The sequence below is a fragment of the Streptomyces sp. CBMA152 genome (assembly GCF_014596475.1).
Classification (GTDB): domain Bacteria; phylum Actinomycetota; class Actinomycetes; order Streptomycetales; family Streptomycetaceae; genus Streptomyces.
In genome coordinates this window covers 335,648-351,944 of the sequence record NZ_MECJ01000029.1, presented here as the reverse complement: position 1 = coordinate 351,944, position 16,297 = coordinate 335,648, and the positions used below count along the sequence as shown (strand labels likewise).

Annotated in this window: 17 protein-coding genes; 6 read left to right on the top strand and 11 right to left on the bottom strand. The window is 70.6% G+C overall.

Going from position 1 to position 16,297, the window contains the following annotated elements; genetic code table 11:
• Positions 1 to 125: 125 nt before the first annotated feature.
• On the top strand, positions 126 to 674 hold the full coding sequence (locus BG418_RS28660; protein WP_188276888.1) for a hypothetical protein: 549 nt from the start codon (positions 126 to 128) through the stop codon (positions 672 to 674).
• A 106-nt stretch (positions 675 to 780) separates the two neighbouring features.
• Here the strand turns inward: BG418_RS28660 and BG418_RS28655 are convergent, their stop codons facing one another.
• Positions 781 to 1,206 carry a hypothetical protein gene (locus BG418_RS28655; RefSeq protein WP_188276887.1) on the bottom strand — a complete coding sequence of 142 codons (426 nt, stop codon included), beginning with the start codon at positions 1,204 to 1,206 and terminating at the stop codon, positions 781 to 783.
• A gap of 157 nt (positions 1,207 to 1,363) precedes the next feature.
• Here BG418_RS28655 and BG418_RS28650 point away from each other — a divergent pair, with 157 nt between their 5' ends.
• Both BG418_RS28650 and BG418_RS28645 read left to right on the top strand, forming a co-directional pair.
• Positions 1,364 to 2,200: a helix-turn-helix transcriptional regulator gene (locus BG418_RS28650; protein ID WP_188276886.1), complete on the top strand. Its 837-nt coding sequence runs from the start codon at positions 1,364 to 1,366 to the stop codon at positions 2,198 to 2,200.
• Entirely contained in the window at positions 2,197 to 2,433 is a 237-nt protein-coding gene (locus BG418_RS28645) for a DUF397 domain-containing protein (protein WP_188276885.1), read from the top strand. The genes BG418_RS28650 and BG418_RS28645 overlap by 4 nt, the downstream gene beginning before the upstream one ends.
• Here the strand turns inward: BG418_RS28645 and BG418_RS28640 are convergent.
• Both BG418_RS28640 and BG418_RS28635 read right to left on the bottom strand, forming a co-directional pair.
• Complete coding sequence (locus BG418_RS28640; RefSeq protein ID WP_188276884.1) at positions 2,409 to 3,197, bottom strand: DUF4239 domain-containing protein; 789 nt, start codon at positions 3,195 to 3,197, stop codon at positions 2,409 to 2,411. The two genes, BG418_RS28645 and BG418_RS28640, sit on opposite strands and share 25 nt — an antisense overlap.
• On the bottom strand, positions 3,197 to 3,649 hold the full coding sequence (locus BG418_RS28635) for a hypothetical protein (protein WP_188276883.1): 453 nt from the start codon (positions 3,647 to 3,649) through the stop codon (positions 3,197 to 3,199). The genes BG418_RS28640 and BG418_RS28635 overlap by 1 nt, the downstream gene beginning before the upstream one ends.
• 113 nt (positions 3,650 to 3,762) lie before the next feature.
• On the opposite strand from BG418_RS28635, the gene BG418_RS28630 reads away from it, so the two are divergent.
• Entirely contained in the window at positions 3,763 to 5,628 is a 1,866-nt protein-coding gene (locus BG418_RS28630) for a serine/threonine-protein kinase (RefSeq protein ID WP_188276882.1), read from the top strand.
• Between the two features lie 67 nt (positions 5,629 to 5,695).
• Here BG418_RS28630 and BG418_RS28625 read toward each other — a convergent pair whose 3' ends face one another.
• Positions 5,696 to 6,979, bottom strand: a complete 1,284-nt coding sequence (locus tag BG418_RS28625) for an adenylosuccinate synthase (protein WP_188276881.1) — start codon at positions 6,977 to 6,979, stop codon at positions 5,696 to 5,698.
• Between the two features lie 144 nt (positions 6,980 to 7,123).
• On the opposite strand from BG418_RS28625, the gene BG418_RS28620 reads away from it, so the two are divergent.
• The gene (locus tag BG418_RS28620; RefSeq protein WP_188276880.1) at positions 7,124 to 7,936 is read left to right on the top strand and encodes a diacylglycerol kinase; all 813 of its coding nucleotides are present in this window, start codon (positions 7,124 to 7,126) and stop codon (positions 7,934 to 7,936) included.
• A 176-nt stretch (positions 7,937 to 8,112) separates the two neighbouring features.
• Complete coding sequence (locus BG418_RS28615) at positions 8,113 to 9,327, top strand: cytochrome P450 (RefSeq protein WP_188276879.1); 1,215 nt, start codon at positions 8,113 to 8,115, stop codon at positions 9,325 to 9,327.
• Here BG418_RS28615 and BG418_RS28610 read toward each other — a convergent pair.
• The 7 genes from BG418_RS28610 to BG418_RS28580 all read right to left on the bottom strand — a co-directional run bounded on the left by BG418_RS28610 (position 9,324) and on the right by BG418_RS28580 (position 16,160).
• Positions 9,324 to 9,860 carry a GNAT family N-acetyltransferase gene (locus BG418_RS28610; protein WP_188276878.1) on the bottom strand — a complete coding sequence of 179 codons (537 nt, stop codon included), beginning with the start codon at positions 9,858 to 9,860 and terminating at the stop codon, positions 9,324 to 9,326. The two genes, BG418_RS28615 and BG418_RS28610, sit on opposite strands and share 4 nt — an antisense overlap.
• Before the next feature lie 29 nt (positions 9,861 to 9,889).
• Positions 9,890 to 10,570: a response regulator transcription factor gene (locus BG418_RS28605; RefSeq protein ID WP_188276877.1), complete on the bottom strand. Its 681-nt coding sequence runs from the start codon at positions 10,568 to 10,570 to the stop codon at positions 9,890 to 9,892.
• On the bottom strand, positions 10,567 to 11,910 hold the full coding sequence (locus BG418_RS28600; protein WP_399000643.1) for a sensor histidine kinase: 1,344 nt from the start codon (positions 11,908 to 11,910) through the stop codon (positions 10,567 to 10,569). Before BG418_RS28600 ends, BG418_RS28605 begins: the two co-directional genes overlap by 4 nt.
• 112 nt (positions 11,911 to 12,022) lie before the next feature.
• The gene (locus BG418_RS28595; protein WP_188276876.1) at positions 12,023 to 12,892 is read right to left on the bottom strand and encodes an alpha/beta hydrolase; all 870 of its coding nucleotides are present in this window, start codon (positions 12,890 to 12,892) and stop codon (positions 12,023 to 12,025) included.
• A 230-nt stretch (positions 12,893 to 13,122) separates the two neighbouring features.
• Positions 13,123 to 14,313, bottom strand: a complete 1,191-nt coding sequence (kynU, locus tag BG418_RS28590) for a kynureninase (RefSeq protein ID WP_188276875.1) — start codon at positions 14,311 to 14,313, stop codon at positions 13,123 to 13,125.
• A complete protein-coding gene (locus BG418_RS28585) occupies positions 14,306 to 15,175 on the bottom strand; it encodes a tryptophan 2,3-dioxygenase family protein (RefSeq protein ID WP_188277260.1) in 870 nt (289 codons plus the stop codon). Before BG418_RS28585 ends, kynU begins: the two co-directional genes overlap by 8 nt.
• Before the next feature lie 121 nt (positions 15,176 to 15,296).
• Positions 15,297 to 16,160 carry a DUF3152 domain-containing protein gene (locus tag BG418_RS28580; RefSeq protein ID WP_188276874.1) on the bottom strand — a complete coding sequence of 288 codons (864 nt, stop codon included), beginning with the start codon at positions 16,158 to 16,160 and terminating at the stop codon, positions 15,297 to 15,299.
• Positions 16,161 to 16,297 lie beyond the last annotated feature (137 nt).

The window sequence follows — 16,297 nt, the reverse complement described above, 5'->3', positions numbered from 1 at the left end:
CTCCCGGCAAAGACGTTAAGAATCAAACAAAGAGTCGGACCGACAGGGCGCGCACCAGTGGCCCCAGACGTCAGGCTGTCCCCCGCAAGTACCGGCACCACCACCGAACTTGATGGGGGACAGTCATGAACGTGCGTTCATTCAAGCCAGGTTCGAAAGTCAAGCGCGCGATCGGGCTCGGGATAGCGGCGCTGGCGCTCACGGCGGTCAACACCACGGGCGCACACGCGGCGGGCGGCGAGGCCGAGACGGGCTGCCGGTCGCAGAACCTGGTCCTGATCGGCCAGGTGCGCATGTACGACAACAGCGCGTACAGCACCAGGATCGGCACCGTGGAGCAGTGGTACGACCAGGACTGCTACGCCGTGTTCGCGCGCTACCAGTCCTTCAACCAGCCGTTCACCTCCAACATCGGCGTGGCCATCTACGACCCGGACGGCAGCTACCACATCACGTTCCTCTACAACCAGCCTCCCCAGAACTTCGGCGGTCCCATCGAGTCACCGCACGTGTGGATCGGGCACTGGCGGTCCTGGACATCCAACAAGTGGTTCCACGCTCGCGCGGACATCACCAACACCGCACGCGGCTGCCACATGACCGGCGACACCGCGAACCACGACTACTCCACCGGCGGCGTGAGCGGCAGCGACTGGATCTCCCCCGGGTGCTGACCCCGCGCGAATGACCGAGTGACCGAATGGTCGCCCCGGTGATTCGTTTCGCCGAATTACGAGCGCCCCGACGCCCCTGCCGGAACCTCCGGCAGGGGCGTTGTCGTCAGGCCACCGCCAGCAACTCCCGCACCACCGACAGCAGCAGCATCGTGTGCACGAACCGGTCCGGCTCCGACGGCGGGCAGCGCCACGACAGCGGCCACGTCCGACTCCTGAGCGCCGGTACGGGTACGTAACTGATCCTCCCCGCCGCCGCGTTGAAGCACGTCACGCCGGGCGGCCAGCTGCGCAGCGACGTACTGCGCGGGGTCACCAGGAAGTAGATCCCGCGCCGCCCGGTCGCCTCCGCGACGATCGGGCCGGGGTCGCCGCCCGTCATCGGCTCCAGCGCGTCCGCGACCCGCCGCCCGTCGTCACCGTCGACCCGTACGGCGTCGAAATACACTCCCGCCTTTCTGAGTTGGAAGCCGGACGACGGAATCCAGTCCGGCTTCGCGACGAGGTTTACTTCACCGTTTCGCGTATCCATAAGGACAGCTTCGACCCGTCCCGCTAGCGTTTCCCCTGACTCTCGGGGACCGTCGGGTATCGGTTGTCCAATCCGAACTCCCCTTGAATTGCGTTGAATTCGGCGGGGGATCAGTTGTGACCGGTTGAGACCGGTTGAGTTCGAGGCGGCGAGGTTTATGGCGCGAGCAGAGAACAAGAACACCGCAGGTCCGACGGCCAGGATGGTGGCCAAGGTGGCTCGGCAACTGCGCGAACGAAAGGGGTGGTCACAGGAACGGACCGGGCAGGAAACGGGGTTCTCCGGCGCGGCGATCAGCGCAATGGAAACCCTCGCCCAGCCCGCGAGCGACATGATGCTGGTGAAGCTGGAGGAGGCGTTGGGAGAAGGTCTCGGAATCTTCGAGGAAGCCCGGCCGCTGATCCGGATGGAGAAGTATCCACCGCAGTTCCAGAACTACTCGCTGCTGGAGCAGCAGGCGCTGGCGCTGTACCTGTACGCCACGCTCGTCATCCACGGTCTGTTTCAGACCGAGGACTACGCGCGGGCACTGATCGGCGGAGGGTACCCGCCCCTGTCCGAGGCGCGGGTGGAGGAGCTGGTCGAGGCAAGGATGGCTCGTAAAGCACTCTTCGACCGGGAGCCGCCCGCGCTCATCGAGCTCATGCTGGAGGAGTCCGTCCTACGACGGCCGATCGGGAGCGAGGCGATCATGCGCGGCCAGATGCAGTACTTGGCGGAGTGTGCGCGAAGGCGCAATGTCACGATCCAGGTGCTGCCCATGGATGCCGGGCTGAGCGGCGAATACGCGGGCGACCGCGGCGCGATGGAGCAGGTGGAGACCCCGGAACACGACCGTCTGGTCTTCCTGGAGATCCAGGGCGAGAGCCTGTTGATCGCCGATCCCGCGAAGGTGAGTACATGCGCCCAGCGTTATGCGAAGATCCGGGCACAGGCCCTGGATCCCCGTGAATCGCTGGGCCTCATCGAGCGGTTGGCAGGAGAGCATAAATGAGCAACACCCTGCGGTGGTTCAAGTCCAGCTATAGCGACAGCGGCGGCGGCAGCTGCGTCGAGGTGGCCTTCGACTGGCGTAAGTCGTCGTACAGCGACAGCGGCGGCGGCGAGTGCGTCGAGGTGGCCACCTGCGCCCACGCCGTCCACGTACGCGACTCCAAAATGACGGACGGGCCAACCTTCGAGGTCAGCCCGTCCAGCTGGGCTCAGTTCGTCGACTGGGCGGTCTGAGGCGCTGAGGCGGTCGGGACGAGTTCGCGGAGCGGGTCCGCCGAGTCCGTGCCCGACCTGCCGAACGGCGCGTCGAAGCTCCAGACCAGGAAAAGCAGGAAGACGATCAGCCCGCTGAAGACACCGGCGAGCAGCAACTCCCTTCCTGAGCGCCGGATCTGGAGCGTAAAGATCAGGCCGATCGTCACCACGGCCCCGACGACGAGGCCGAACCAGACGACCCCCGGCAGCGTGGACCCGGCGTTGTCGAGCCGCGTGTGCCGGGCGTCGTCGGCGATGGCGATCTGGTCGAGGAGTGGCTGATACGCCTGCGACTGGATGTCGTTGGCGGGTGCGCGGTGGGTGACGTCGGTGCGTACGGCCGCGAGGAGCTGCGCGCCCTTCGGCGACGGTTCCTCGCCCTTGACCATGAGGGGCCACTCGGCGTTCACGGCGTGGGCGGCGTACGCGTCGATCTCGCCACGGATGCGGTCGCGGACGGCGGGCGGGTAGACGTCGACCCGCTGGCCGACCTCGTACAGGGCCTGGGCCTCACGGCGTACGGAGTCGTCGGCCTGGCCACGCGCCTCCCACACGCCCGCGATGGCGAGGCCGAGCACGATGGCGTACACGACGCCGACCATCATCACCATGTACTCGATGACGTCGGGCGTCTCACTGGTGTCCTCGCCCTCGGCCACCCGGCGGTGCCGCAGCATCGTGGCGGTGAGGACGACGGCGCAGACGAGCACCAGGGCGATCACGAGAACTAGCCATTGCGACACTAGCGGGCTCCGGAACGGGATCGGGGGCGGAGAACTGCGGCCGCCAGTACGGCCGGAGTGGTGACGACGAGCATGAGCGTGACCGTGGAGAAACCGGCCGGGGCGGGGCGTTGTTGGGCGGCGGGGTGGTACGGGTGCGGGGCATGGTGCGGGTGGGGCGCGGCGGGGTGCGGGGCGGGCCCTTGCGGTGGTGCCGGGGGCGTTGGGGACGCCGGTGCGGCGGGTCGGGCCGTCGGCGTGACGGGTGCCGGCGGCACGTGTGGGCGCCCGGGGGCGGGGACGAGTACGGGGTCGGGGGCGTGCGGGACCCTCGGCGGCACGACGTGTGGCGCGGCCACCTTCGGCGGGACGGGATTGACCGGGCACACCCCGATACCCGCGTACACCTGCGCCCCTATCGGGCTCAGCGCCACGGCCGTACCGAGGCAGACCAGCAGCTGACGGATGATCACGCCTGGCTGAACGATCCTCCGGGGCGCGGCGATACGGGTTGGAGCGCGATACGGCGTACGGGGTACGGGCGTTGGCCTGCCGCGCCCACCCCCGCTGTGCCACCATCCCGTTCATGGATGACCTGGTGGCGGGGGATCCGTCGCACATCGGCCCGTACCGGCTGCTCGGCAGGCTCGGGGCCGGGGGTATGGGCCGGGTCTATCTGGCCCGGTCGGCGGGCGGACGTACGGTCGCGGTCAAACTCGTACAGGAGCAGTACGCGAACGAACCCGAATTCCGGCAGCGGTTCGCGCGCGAGGTCGCGGCGGCGCGGCGGGTGGGCGGCGAGTGGACCGCGCACGTCCTGGACGCGGACGTCTCGGCGTCGGTCCCGTGGGTCGCGACGTCGTACGTGGCCGGGCCCAGCCTCCAGACCGTCGTGGACCGCGACTTCGGCCCGCTGCCGTCAGCCTCACTGCTCGTCCTCGCCAACCGCCTCGCCCTCGCGCTGGCGGCGATCCACTCCGCCGGGCTGGTCCACCGCGACCTGAAACCGGCCAACATCCTGCTCGCGGTGGACGGTCCGCGAGTGATCGACTTCGGGATCACGCGAGCGCTCACCGGGACCGACGGTCTGACCCGTACCGGCATCGTCATCGGCTCACTCGGCTTCATGTCGCCCGAGCAGGTACGGGGTGAACGGGTGTCGGCGGCGAGCGACGTGTTCTGCCTGGGCGCGGTGCTGGCGTTCGCGGCGACGGGGAGGGCCCCGTTCGGCGGGCTGTCGGAGGGCCACGCAGGGGCCCTGCTGTACCGGATCGCGCACGGCGAGCCGGATCTGAGGGGCGTTCCCGAGTCCCTGCTCCCTCTCGTACGGGCATGTCTGCACAAGGACGCGGCTCGTCGCCCGACACCGGAGGAACTGGCCGAGGCCACGGCGAGCGATGTCCCGGCGCATGGTTGGCTTCCGGCCGAGCTGTTGGCCCAACTGGCGCGGCGGAGTGGGGAGTTGCTGGACGCGGACATGTCGCCGGTGCCGCCCCCACGACGCCGCGCGCAGACGTTCCGACCGCCGGTCCCCACCCCGGAGGCATCAGGCCGGGCCGACCCGCCTCCGCCGCCACCTCCGGCGGCCTACACGCCTGGGCCGTCACCTCGGGTCCACATGAGTGGGCCGAAAAACCGCTCCCGCAGGCGCATCCGCGTCGCCGTGGCGGTCCTCGCCGCCCTGGTGCTCGGCTGGTTCGCGGTCCGCCCGCTGGTGGTCTCGGCCATCAACCACGACTCCGGCAGCCCTTCCCCGTCCCCGTCCCTCGGTTCCCCCACGTTCGACTTCACCGGCGTCTGGGAGGGCGCGAGTTCGGGCTCGGCCGTGCGCGTCACGGTCGCCCGGGACCAACCCGGCGGCAGCGTCGAGGTCGACACTCTCGACGACGTCCGGATGTGCGGCGGAACGACGAGCGTCCTCGGCCGGAAAGGCCCGACGCTGAAGGTGACCGCGCTCGCCACCTCGACGGACGAGATCGAGTCGGTCGGGTTTGCCGCGGGCGGATGCCAGAGCATTCAGGAGCAGAGCCTCGAAGCCGAGGCGGACGGAACGGTCCTCTGGTCGGCCGGAAGCCAGTACACGGCGCTGCTGAAACGGGCCGAGCACAGCGACGCGGCCCTGCCGGGCGGCTTCGTCGGCCACTGGCAGCGCTCGCAGGGCGCGCCGGGGGACGCTTCGTTCTCCGTCACCCTGACGCAAGGGGCGCTCGGCAAGCCCCTGATCCACGGCGAGGAGACGACGAGCAAGGGAGCCTGTTCCTGGACGGCCGTCCTGTTCAGGGTGCGCGACGGCCAGCGACTCGACTTCGCGCCGATGCAGCTGAGCCGCGGCGACTCCAGGACCGGCTGCACCGACGACGTCCCGCGCACGTACTGGCTCCAGGGCGGCACGCTGTGGCTGGAGCCGGTGGGCGTCGCGCGGGACTACGTGGCCTTCAGGAAGACGGGCTGACGCCCGCCGACATGACGACGGGGCCGCCGGTACACACGTACCGACGGCCCCGCAGCACACCTGTCGCCTACAGGAACGAGTTGATCTCGATCGTCTCGGTGCGGCCGGGGCCGACGCCGATCGCGGAGATCGGGGCGCCGGACATCTCCTCCAGCGCCTTCACGTACGCCTGCGCGTTCTTCGGCAGGTCGGCGAACGTCTGGGCCTTGGTGATGTCCTCGGACCAGCCCGGCAGCATCTCGTAGATCGGCTTCGCATGGTGGAAGTCGGTCTGGCTGTACGGGAGTTCCTCGACGCGCTTGCCGTCGATCTCGTACGCGACGCAGACGGGGATCTGCTCCCAGCCGGTCAGGACGTCCAGCTTGGTGAGGAAGAAGTCGGTGAGGCCGTTGACGCGGGTCGCGTACCGGGCGATCACCGCGTCGAACCAGCCGCAGCGACGGTCGCGGCCGGTGGTGACACCGCGCTCGCCGCCGATACGGCGCAGGTCCTCGCCGTCCTGGTCGAAGAGCTCGGTCGGGAACGGGCCCGCGCCGACACGGGTCGTGTACGCCTTGAGGATGCCGATGACGCGGCTGATCTTCGTGGGGCCCACGCCCGCACCCGTGCAGGCGCCGCCCGCGGTCGGGTTCGACGAGGTCACGAAGGGGTACGTGCCGTGGTCGACGTCGAGGAGCGTGCCCTGGCCGCCCTCGAAGAGGACGACCTTGCCCTCGTCGATCGCGTTGTTCAGGATCAGCGTCGTGTCCGCCACGAACGGCTTGATCTGCTCCGCGTACTGGAGCATCTCCTCGACGATCTTCCCGGCCTCGATGGCGCGCCGGTTGTAGACCTTGGCGAGCAGCTGGTTCTTGCCGTCCAGCGCCGCCTCGACCTTCTGCTGAAGGATCGACTCGTCGTACAGGTCCTGGACGCGGATACCGACACGGTTGATCTTGTCCGCGTACGTCGGGCCGATGCCGCGACCGGTCGTACCGATCTTGCGGGAGCCGAGGAACCGTTCCGCCACCTTGTCGAGGGTGACGTTGTACGGGGTGATCAGGTGAGCGTTACCGCTGATGAGCAGCTTGGACGTGTCGACGCCGCGCGCGTTCAGCCCGCTCAGCTCGGAGAGCAGGACCGCCGGGTCGACGACGACTCCGTTGCCGATGACCGGGGTACACCCCGGCGAGAGGATCCCGGAAGGGAGAAGATGCAGCGCGTACTTCTGGTCGCCGACGACGACCGTGTGGCCGGCGTTGTTGCCGCCCTGGTAACGCACTACATAGTCAACGGATCCACCGAGGAGGTCGGTGGCCTTTCCCTTGCCCTCGTCACCCCACTGAGCACCGAGCAGCACAAGTGCGGGCACAGGCGTACACCCCTTCCGGGCGGGGCATGTCCAAGGTCAGGGGCGTGTCCGCCGCCTCACCAATGTGCCCCGGAATAGACGAAGCCCCTGGCGCAATAGCGCAAGGGGCTCTTGCACAAAGATGCTACCCGAGGAAGGACCGAAGTGTCGGCTGCCGACCAGCTACTGGTGGTCATCGACCCGGTCGCCCGCCGTATAGACGGCGAGTCCGTACGGATCGCGAAGGATGTGCTGTGCGCGGGTGCGCAGGCGAAAATATGCTGGCCGGAGGGGGTGGAGGAGTTTTCCCGTGCCCTGTCCCGCAGGGGTTCCCGGCGCCCGGTCGTGGTCGGCGACGACCGCACATTGCTACGTACGGTGACTTTGCTGCAACAGGAGCGTGACCTGGCGGGTCTCGCCCTCTCCCTGGTCCCGGTCGGGACCGCCCCTTCCCTGGAACTTGCCAGGTCACTGGGGGTGCCGACGGGCGCGGTGGCGGCGGCGCGGGCGGTTCTGGAGGGCGAGCCGCGCCGGCTCGATCTGCTGGTGGACGAGTGCGGTGGGGTGGTGCTGGGGGGTGTGCGCGTGTCCGTGCCGGTGCCGCCCGGGCCCACGGTGTGGGGCACGTGCCGCTCGCTGGTCCGGACGCTGGTCTCCGGCCCTTCGCGTCCCGCTCCCGTGGCAATGCGGCTGCGGGTGGAGGTGGACGGGGTGGTCCTCGCGGACGAGCTCCTGACGGGGGTCTCGGCGTCGGCGTGCGCGGGGGTCGCGCGCGTCGTGGTGGAGGGGCGGGGGCGGGTGTGCGCGGAGGCGGGCCGTGCGGTGACGGTGTCCTCGTGCGCGTCCCCGGCGGGGTTCCGCTACCGGGCGGATCAGGTGGTGACGGGGCCGGTACGGAGTCGTACGTGGACGGTGGGGGCGGGGGGCTGGACCCTGACGCTCCCGAGGCAGATGTCCCCCACCCCACCCCTTCCCTGAACCCTCCGGGGGATCTCATCGGCTTGCGGGCCGTGCCGGGTTGCTCGCGCAGTTCCCCGCGCCCCTAGGTATTTAGGGGCGCGGGGAACTGCGCGCTCAGCCCCCACCGGCGGCCAGCCGAAACGACACCCGCCGGAGGCTTTCGGGAAGGGGCGGGGTGGGGAAAGAACCCCCGCATGACCCCCTTCACCCCCACCGACCCCAACTTCGTCGCCAACCCCTACCCCGCGTACGCGGAACTCAGAACCACCGGCCGAGCCCTGCACCACGCCCCCACGAACCAGTGGCTCATCCCCCACCACGCGGACGTCTCCGCGCTCCTCAGAGACCGCCGCCTCGGCCGCACCTACCTGCACCGCTTCACCCACGAGGAGTTCGGCCGCACCCCTCCACCCCCCTCCCACGAACCGTTCCACCGCCTCAACGACAGCGGCATGCTCGACCTGGAGGCCCCGGACCACACCCGTATCCGCCGCCTCGTCCAGAAGGCGTTCACGCCCCGGACCGTGGCGGGCCTGACCCCGTACGTACGCAGAACCGCCGCCGCCCTCGTGGGCGCGCTCGTCGAGAAGGGCGGCGGCGACCTCCTCACCGAGGTCGCCGAACCCCTCCCCGTCGCCGTGATCGCCGAAATGCTCGGCATCCCCGCGCAGGACCGCGCCCTGCTGCGCCCCTGGTCGGCGGCGATCTGCGGCATGTACGAGCTGAACCCGGACGAGGAGACGGCGACGCGCGCGGTCCGGGCGAGCCTCGAATTCGAGTCGTACCTGAAGGAGTTGATCGCCACCCGCCGCGACGCCCCCGCCACCGACCTGATCTCCTCCCTCATCTCGGCCCACGACGAGGGCGAGAGGCTCAGCGGGCAGGAGATGATCGCCACCTGCGTACTGCTGCTGAACGCGGGCCACGAGGCCACGGTGAACACCACCGCGAACGGCTGGTGGACCCTCCTGCGCCACGAGGACCAGCTGGCCGCCCTGCGTGCGGACCCGACGCTCCTGTCCACAGCTGTGGAGGAACTACTCCGCTACGACACCCCGCTCCAGCTCTTCGAACGCTGGGTCCTGGAGGACATCGAGGTCGGCGGAACCACGATCCCCCGGGGTTCGGAAGTGGCGCTCCTGTTCGGCTCGGCCAACCGCGACCCGGCCGTCTTCGACGCCCCCGACACCCTCGACCTGACCCGCCCCGACAACCCCCACATCACCTTCGGCGCGGGCATCCACTACTGCCTGGGCGCGCCCCTGGCCCGTATCGAACTGACGGAAGTCTTCAACGAGTTGCTACGCCAGGCCCCCACCCTCCACCTCTCCACCGACCCGTCCCGGACTCCGCGCTGGAAGCCGGGATACGTGATCCGAGGCCTGGAGGGCCTGGTGGTCGAGATCTAGGACGCGCCCGACTCACTCCAGCGGACCTCGCCGTCGACCACGACGTCGGACGCGGTCAGGCCGAGGGCACGGGCGACGCCGATGGAGGCGTCATGTCCGGGATGGATGTACGCGACCAGTTCGTCCACCCCTTGCGTACGCAACCAGTGCGCCACGGCAAGCGCCCCTTCCCGCCCGTAGCCGTTGCCCTGGTGGTCGAAGCCGATCACCCACGCGAGCGCCGCCTCAAGGTGGTCGGCGGTGGGGCGGTGCAGCGTGGCCTGCACCGTGCCGACCAACTGCCCGTCCGACGACCGGCGCAGCATCCAGTTCAGCCACCCCTGCGTACCGTCCGGCGACCTGCCTGCCGACTGGCGTACGTACCGGGCCTCGAGCTCGGCGAGCTCGCTGGGCGCGCCGCCGGTCCAGGTGTGAAGCCGGACGTCGTCGAAGACGGACACCGCTTCACGCGCGTGCTCGACGCGCAGCGGCTCCAGGCGGAGGCGCGACGTGACGAGGGGAGCGGCGGCGAGCCAGGACGCGGAGGCGGACATCGGCGCACTGTAGCCCCTCGGGGAGGAGCCTACGACGGGGTGACCAGGCGGGTCTCGTAGGCGTACACCGCCGCCTGGGTCCGGTCGCGCAGGCCCAGTTTGACCAGCACCCGGCTCACGTGGGTCTTGATCGTCGACTCCGCCACCACCAGGCGGTCCGCGATCTCCGCGTTCGAGAGGCCCTGGGCGATCAGGATCAGGACCTCCGTCTCGCGGTCGGTCAGCTCCTCCACGTGCACCGCGCCCGCGGGGGTCCGGCGCGCCGGGGTGACCCGGGCGAACTCCGTGATGAGGCGGCGCGTCACGGACGGGGCGAGGAGGGCGTCGCCGGAGGCCACCACCCGTACGCCCTCGGCCAGTTGACGCGCGGACGCGTCCTTCAGCAGGAACCCCGACGCCCCCGCCCGCAGCGCCTGGTACACGTACTCGTCCAGGTCGAACGTGGTCAGGACCAGCACCCGCGCGTCCGTGTCCGACGCCACGATCTCGCGCGTCGCGTCGATGCCGTTCATCTCGGGCATGCGGATGTCCATCAGGACGACGTCCGGACGGAGTTCGCGCACCTTGGCCACCGCCTCCCGGCCGTCGACCGCCTCGCCGATCACCTCGATGTCCTGCTGGGCGTTGAGCAGGACGGAGAAGCCTTCGCGGACCATCATCTGGTCGTCGACGATCAGGACGCGGATCGAGGTCCCCGTGTCCGTGCTCATGCAGCCGGCCCGTCGACAGTCATCGCCACCGGGATGAACACCGCCACCTCGTACCCGCCGTCGGCCACCGGCTCCGCCGTCATCTCGCCGCCCAGCATCGCCACCCGCTCCTGCATGCCCGTGATGCCGTGGCCGCTGCCGGGGGAGGCGGCGGCCGGGCCGGTCGGGGGGCCGTTGACGATACGCAGACCGACGCCGCCCAGCACGTACGCGACCTCCACCCGCGCCGCCGCGCCCGGGGCGTGGCGCAGCGTGTTGCTCAGGGCCTCCTGGATGATGCGGTACGCGGACAGCTCGACGCCCTGCGGGAGTTCGCGCACCGCGCCGGTCACCGTCTTCGTCACGTCGAGACCCGCGTCGCGTACGTTCGCGAGGAGTGCGTCGAGGTCGGCGAGGGTGGGCTGGGGGGCGTCCGGCGCCTCGTAGTCCTCCGCGCGTACGACTCCGAGCACGCGGCGCAGTTCGGTGAGCGCGGCCACCGCGTTCTCGCGGATGGTCGCGAACGCCTGGGTCAGCTCGGGCGGCGGGTTCTCGACGCGGTACGGGGCCGCCTCGGCCTGGATGGCGACGACGGACATATGGTGCGCGACGACGTCGTGGAGCTCGCGCGCGATGGTCGTACGCTCCTCCAGGACCGTCCTCTTGTCGCGCTCGAACGCCGTCACCGACTGCTCGGCGCTGATCTTGTGCTCGGCGTCCCGGCGGATGTTCACGACCGCGGCGATCAGCAGCAGGATCGCGGAAGCGATCGCCATGGGGCCGCTGTTGCCGCCGTACGCGCGGTTGTGGGTGAAGTCCAGCGCCGTACCGAGGCACAGCGTGAGCACCCACATCCAGGCGGCCGTGCGCGGGCGGGTGCGCAGCGCCACCACGACCATCACGGCGAGCTGCGCGATGAACGTGCCCGGCGTCCACGGCCGGACCTCCACGCCGCCGCCCCAGACGGCCCCCGACAGGACGGTCGACGCGCACACCAGCCACCACGCGCCGACCGGACGCACCAGGGTCATCGCGACCGGCGCGCCCGCGATCAGACCCGACAGCGCCCAGGGAAGCGAGTTGGTGAGCCCCGACCCCGCCGTGTACGCGGTCATCGTCGCGATGAACGCGACGAACAGCACGGCCGCGTGCGGGGTCCAGGCGGCGCCCCGGCGCAGCCGCCCGGGCAGCCGCCGGGTGATCGGCCCGTCCGTCCGCATCGGCGGCAGCGGCCGGTAGGCGAACGCGTCCTTGAACAGGTCCTCGCGCAGTCCCCCGAACACGTCCATGGCGAGCAGGAACTCAGGACTGCGCCGGGGGCCGCCGCCCGAGGCGTTTATGTGGCTGGTTGTCTCGGTCACGGTGCCACGGTATGCGTGGGGGTGTGCGGGGGGCGTCCCCTGTGGTGCGGATTCCGGGAGGTCCGTCTCAGGTACTACACGTGCCACTTGTCTTCGGTACGCGAGTACGTCTCTAGTACGCGAGCTGGGCGATCTCCTCCGCGACCACCGCGCAGGCGTCTGCGGACGGGTCGATGAGGGGGAAGTGGCCGACGCCTTCGAGGAGGGTGAGGCCGACGGTCTCGCCCGCTGTCGCTGCGGCGTCGACGTACGCCTCGGCCACGGCCTGGGGGACCACGACGTCGTCGCGGCCCTGGACGACGGTGGTGGCGATGCCGGTGGGGAGGAGGGCGGCGGGGTCGGCGAGGTGTCGGCGTGCCTCGAACTCCTTTTGGCCGCCCAGGAGTTGGAGTACCGCTCCGTCGCATACGTCCAGCTCGACGGCCTTGGTGAAGTGGGCGATGGGGGCCAGGGCTACGACGCCTCGGAGAGCTGCGGTGGCGGGGGTGTGCCAGGGGGAGTCCGCGGGGAGGCTGTGGCGGGCCGCTGCCCACAGGGCGAGGTGGCCGCCGGCCGAGTGGCCGGTGAGGACCGTGCGGCGGGGGTCGGCCTGGGGGAGGTGCGTGCGGACGAGGGCGGGGAGGGCGTCGAGGGCCGCCGCCACGTCGTCGAACGTCTCCGGCCAGCGGCCGGCGAGCGGTCCGCCGCCCTGTTGCGGGAGCAGGCCACCGCGTCGGTACTCCACGCTGGCGACCGCGAATCCTCGGCGGGCCAGGAAGTCCACGAACGGGGTGAGGTGGCGGCGGTCGAACGCGCCTCGCCAGGCGCCGCCGTGCAGGGCGACGACGAGGGGGGCGTCTGCGGTCTCCGTGCGGGGGGCGTAGAAGTCGACCAGTTGGTCGGGGTCGGGGCCGTACGCGGCGGTCGCGTCGGGGGCGACCGTGGGGTGCGAGAAGGCCGAGGCCGCTTCGGCGGCGTCGCGGGCGGCGGCGGAGTCGTTCATGCCTCGACCTCTCGGGTTCGGGGGGGTGGTGGGTGCGTGGCGGGACGGACGGTATCAGCGATCTTGTCGGCGGGGTCGGTTGCCGCCTGCGGCGGGCAATTCCCCACCCCGCCCCTTCCCGGCTGTGACATTTGCGGCTCCGCCGCGTGGCCTTGGCGGGCGGCCTGGTTCTTTGTCCGACCGCCGGTGGGAACTGCGCGAGCAACCACCCACGATCCGCAGCCGAACGGCTAACCCAGCGCCGTCGACAGCGCTCGCGCCGCCCGTTCCGCATCCCCGAACCCCACGTACAGCGGCGTGAAGCCGAAGCGGAGGACGTCGGGGCGGCGGTAGTCGCCGACCACGCCCGCCGCTATCAGCGCGGTCATCACCGACCCCGCGTCGTCGCACCGCAGCGCCACCTGGCTGCCTCGCGAGGCATGCTCGGACGGCGTCACCGACTGCACCCGGCCGTCCGGCACGTACTCCGCCACGCACTCCAGGAAGAAGTCCGTCAGCGCCAGCGACTTGGCCCGGACGGAGTCGATCGAGACACCCGTCCAGACGTCGAGCGCGGACTCCAGGGCCAGCATGGACAGGATGTCCGGCGTGCCGACCCGGGCCCGTACCGCGCCCTCACCCGGCACGTACTCCGGACGCATCCCGAAGGGATCCTCGTGCGAGTTCCAGCCGGGCAGCGGCGAGTCGAAGCGCGGCTGGTGGTCGCCGCGTACGTAGATGTACGCGGGTGAACCCGGCCCGCCGTTCAGGTACTTGTACGTGCAGCCGACCGCGAAGTCGACCCCGTGGGCGTCGAGCCCGACCGGCAGCGCGCCCGCGCTGTGGCACAGGTCCCAGACCGCCAGCGCCCCCGCCGCGTGCGCGGCGGCGGTGATCCCGGGCAGGTCGTGGAGCCGACCCGTCCGGTAGTCGACGTGGTTCATCAGGATCGCTGCCGTACGCGACGACAGTGCAGACGGAACCTCGCCGGGTGCCAGCGCCCGTACCGTGCGGCCCGTCATCCGTGCCGCGGACGCCGCCACGTATCCGTCCGTCGGGAACGTCGACTCGTCCACCAGGATCTCGTCCCGGTCCGACGGCGCCAGCCGCACCGCCGCGACCAGGGCCTTGAAGACGTTCACGCTGGTCGAGTCGCCGACCACGATCCGGCCCGGCTCCGCCCCGACCAGCGGCGCTATACGGTCGCCGATCCGCTCGGGCGCGGTCCACCAGCCGCTCTCGTCCCACGACCGGATGCGCAGCTCGCCCCACTCGTGGGCGATGACCTCCTGCATACGGGCCGGAACGTGGCGCGGCAGCGCGCCCAGCGAGTTGCCGTCGAGGTAGACGGTGGAGTCGTCGAGGGCGAACAGGTCGCGGTGCTTGGCGAGTTCGTCTGCGGCGTCCAGCGCCGCGGCTTTGGCGGCCAGGGACTCAGACATGGCTGCGCGCCGTCCACAGCTCGGGGAACACGTTCTTCGCGGCGCGCTTCTCCAGCCACGCCACGCCCGCCGAACCGCCCGTACCGGTCTTCGCGCCCATCGCTCTCCTCGTCGCCACCAGATGGTCGTTGCGCCAGCGCCACACCAGCTCGCCCACATCGGTCAACGCCTCACCCAGGCGCACGAGTTCCCCGTTCTGGTCCCCCGCGTAAAGTTCCGTCCAGACCGCCTCGACCTCGGGCGACGGCTCGTACTTCTGCGAGAGGTCGCGGTCGAGGACGGCGCGCGGGACGGCGTAACCGCGTCGGGCGAGCAGGCCCAACACCTCGTCGTACAGGCTCGGTTGGTGCAGCGCCTTCTCCAGCTCCGCGTGCGCGCGCGGCGCGCCCCGGTGCGGCACCAGCATGGACGCGGACTTGTCGCCGAGCAGGAACTCCATCCGCCGGTACATCGCCGACTGGAAGCCGGAGCCCTCGCCGAGGGCCGCGCGGTAGGAGTTGAACTGCGCGGGGGTCAGCTGGCCGAGCGGCGTCCAGGACGCGTTCAGCGCCTCCAGCTCGCGTACGGACCGCTTCAGCGCGTCGACGGCGACGGGCACCCGGTCCTCGCGCAACGCGCGCGACGCGGTCTCCCACTCGTGGACGATCACCGTGAACCACAGCTCCATGACCTGTGTGGTCACCAGGAAGACCATCTCGCCGGGGTCGTCCGAGCGCAGCTGCTGGAGGTGGGTGAGCACGTCCGCCTGGACGTAGTCCTCGTACGGGGTGGTGCCCGCGAAGTCCAGATTGGGCGCGGCGTCGGCCGCCTCGGCGGCCTTCTGGGCTCCGGTTTCGACTTCCGTTTCGACCGGTTCGGACATCTTTGATGACATCGCTGTCTCCTCGATGTGTCCGGGTAGCGGTCCGCCCCTTCCTTCATCGGCTCGGGAGCCCCGGTCCCCACCCGCATCATAAGCACGGGCGGGGCGGCGTCGTCAGGGCTCAGGACACCGAAGGGCCCGTGATCAAGGTGCCGTCCTCGGTGTACGGCCAGGCGTTGGAGACGCAGCCGTCCAGCCCCTTGATCTGCTGCATCATCACGGGCGCGAGCTTGCCCGGACCCGGGCAGGACATGTGCTCGTGGAAGCCGATCAGGTGGCCGATCTCGTGGTTGATGATCAGATGCCGGTACTCGGCGGGCGGCCCGTCGTACTTCGGGGACCCCTTCACCCACCGCTTGAGATTGACCACGACACCGCCCACGACCTCGCAGTTCAGCTCGCCGTGGGTGTCTCCGGCGGAGGCGCAGAGCCGGTCCGTGGTGGCCGGGGTGGCGATCTTTATCGTCACGTCGGCGTCGTCCCCGGAGACCAGCTGGAACCGGCCACGGCCGTGCGCCGCCCAGCTGCGGGGGTGCGCGAGTATCGCCTGGATCTCGGTGGCGGCCTCGCTCGGCGAGACGTCCACACCGTCCTCCACGAGGACCTTGTAGCGCCGCAGCGGCCCGCTGGTGCCCACGGGGCTGCCGGAGGCCTGGGCGGTGGTGAAGGTGCCGGGGCCGGAGGCGGGGACGGGGATATCGCCCTTCTTGGCGCCCTTGTCGCCGCTCTTGTCCGTGCCCTTGGGCTTCGACGGGGGTGTTACGGGAAGGGGGGCGCGGTCGCCCAGCGGGGACTCGGCGGCGATGCCGGGCTCGGGGCCGGTGCCGTCCCCGGTGCCGTGCCACTCGGCGAGTGCGGCGCCCGCGATGAGGGCGAGGCCGAGGATGCCGCCCACGACCAGGACCGGGCGTCTGTCGCGGCGGCGGGCGCGGCTCCTGCCACGCGTGCCACGTCGGACTCCGTTGCGGGCTGCTTGCTTCCCCAAGACGGACTTCTCCCCATGGTGCGGCTGGAGTTGGGGGAAGAGGTGTGGGGCCTCGTGCGCCAGCGGTGGTGGTGATGTGACCTGTATACGACTGTTCGACTATGCGTGCGATCGTACTGCCCGTACGTCGGATGTAC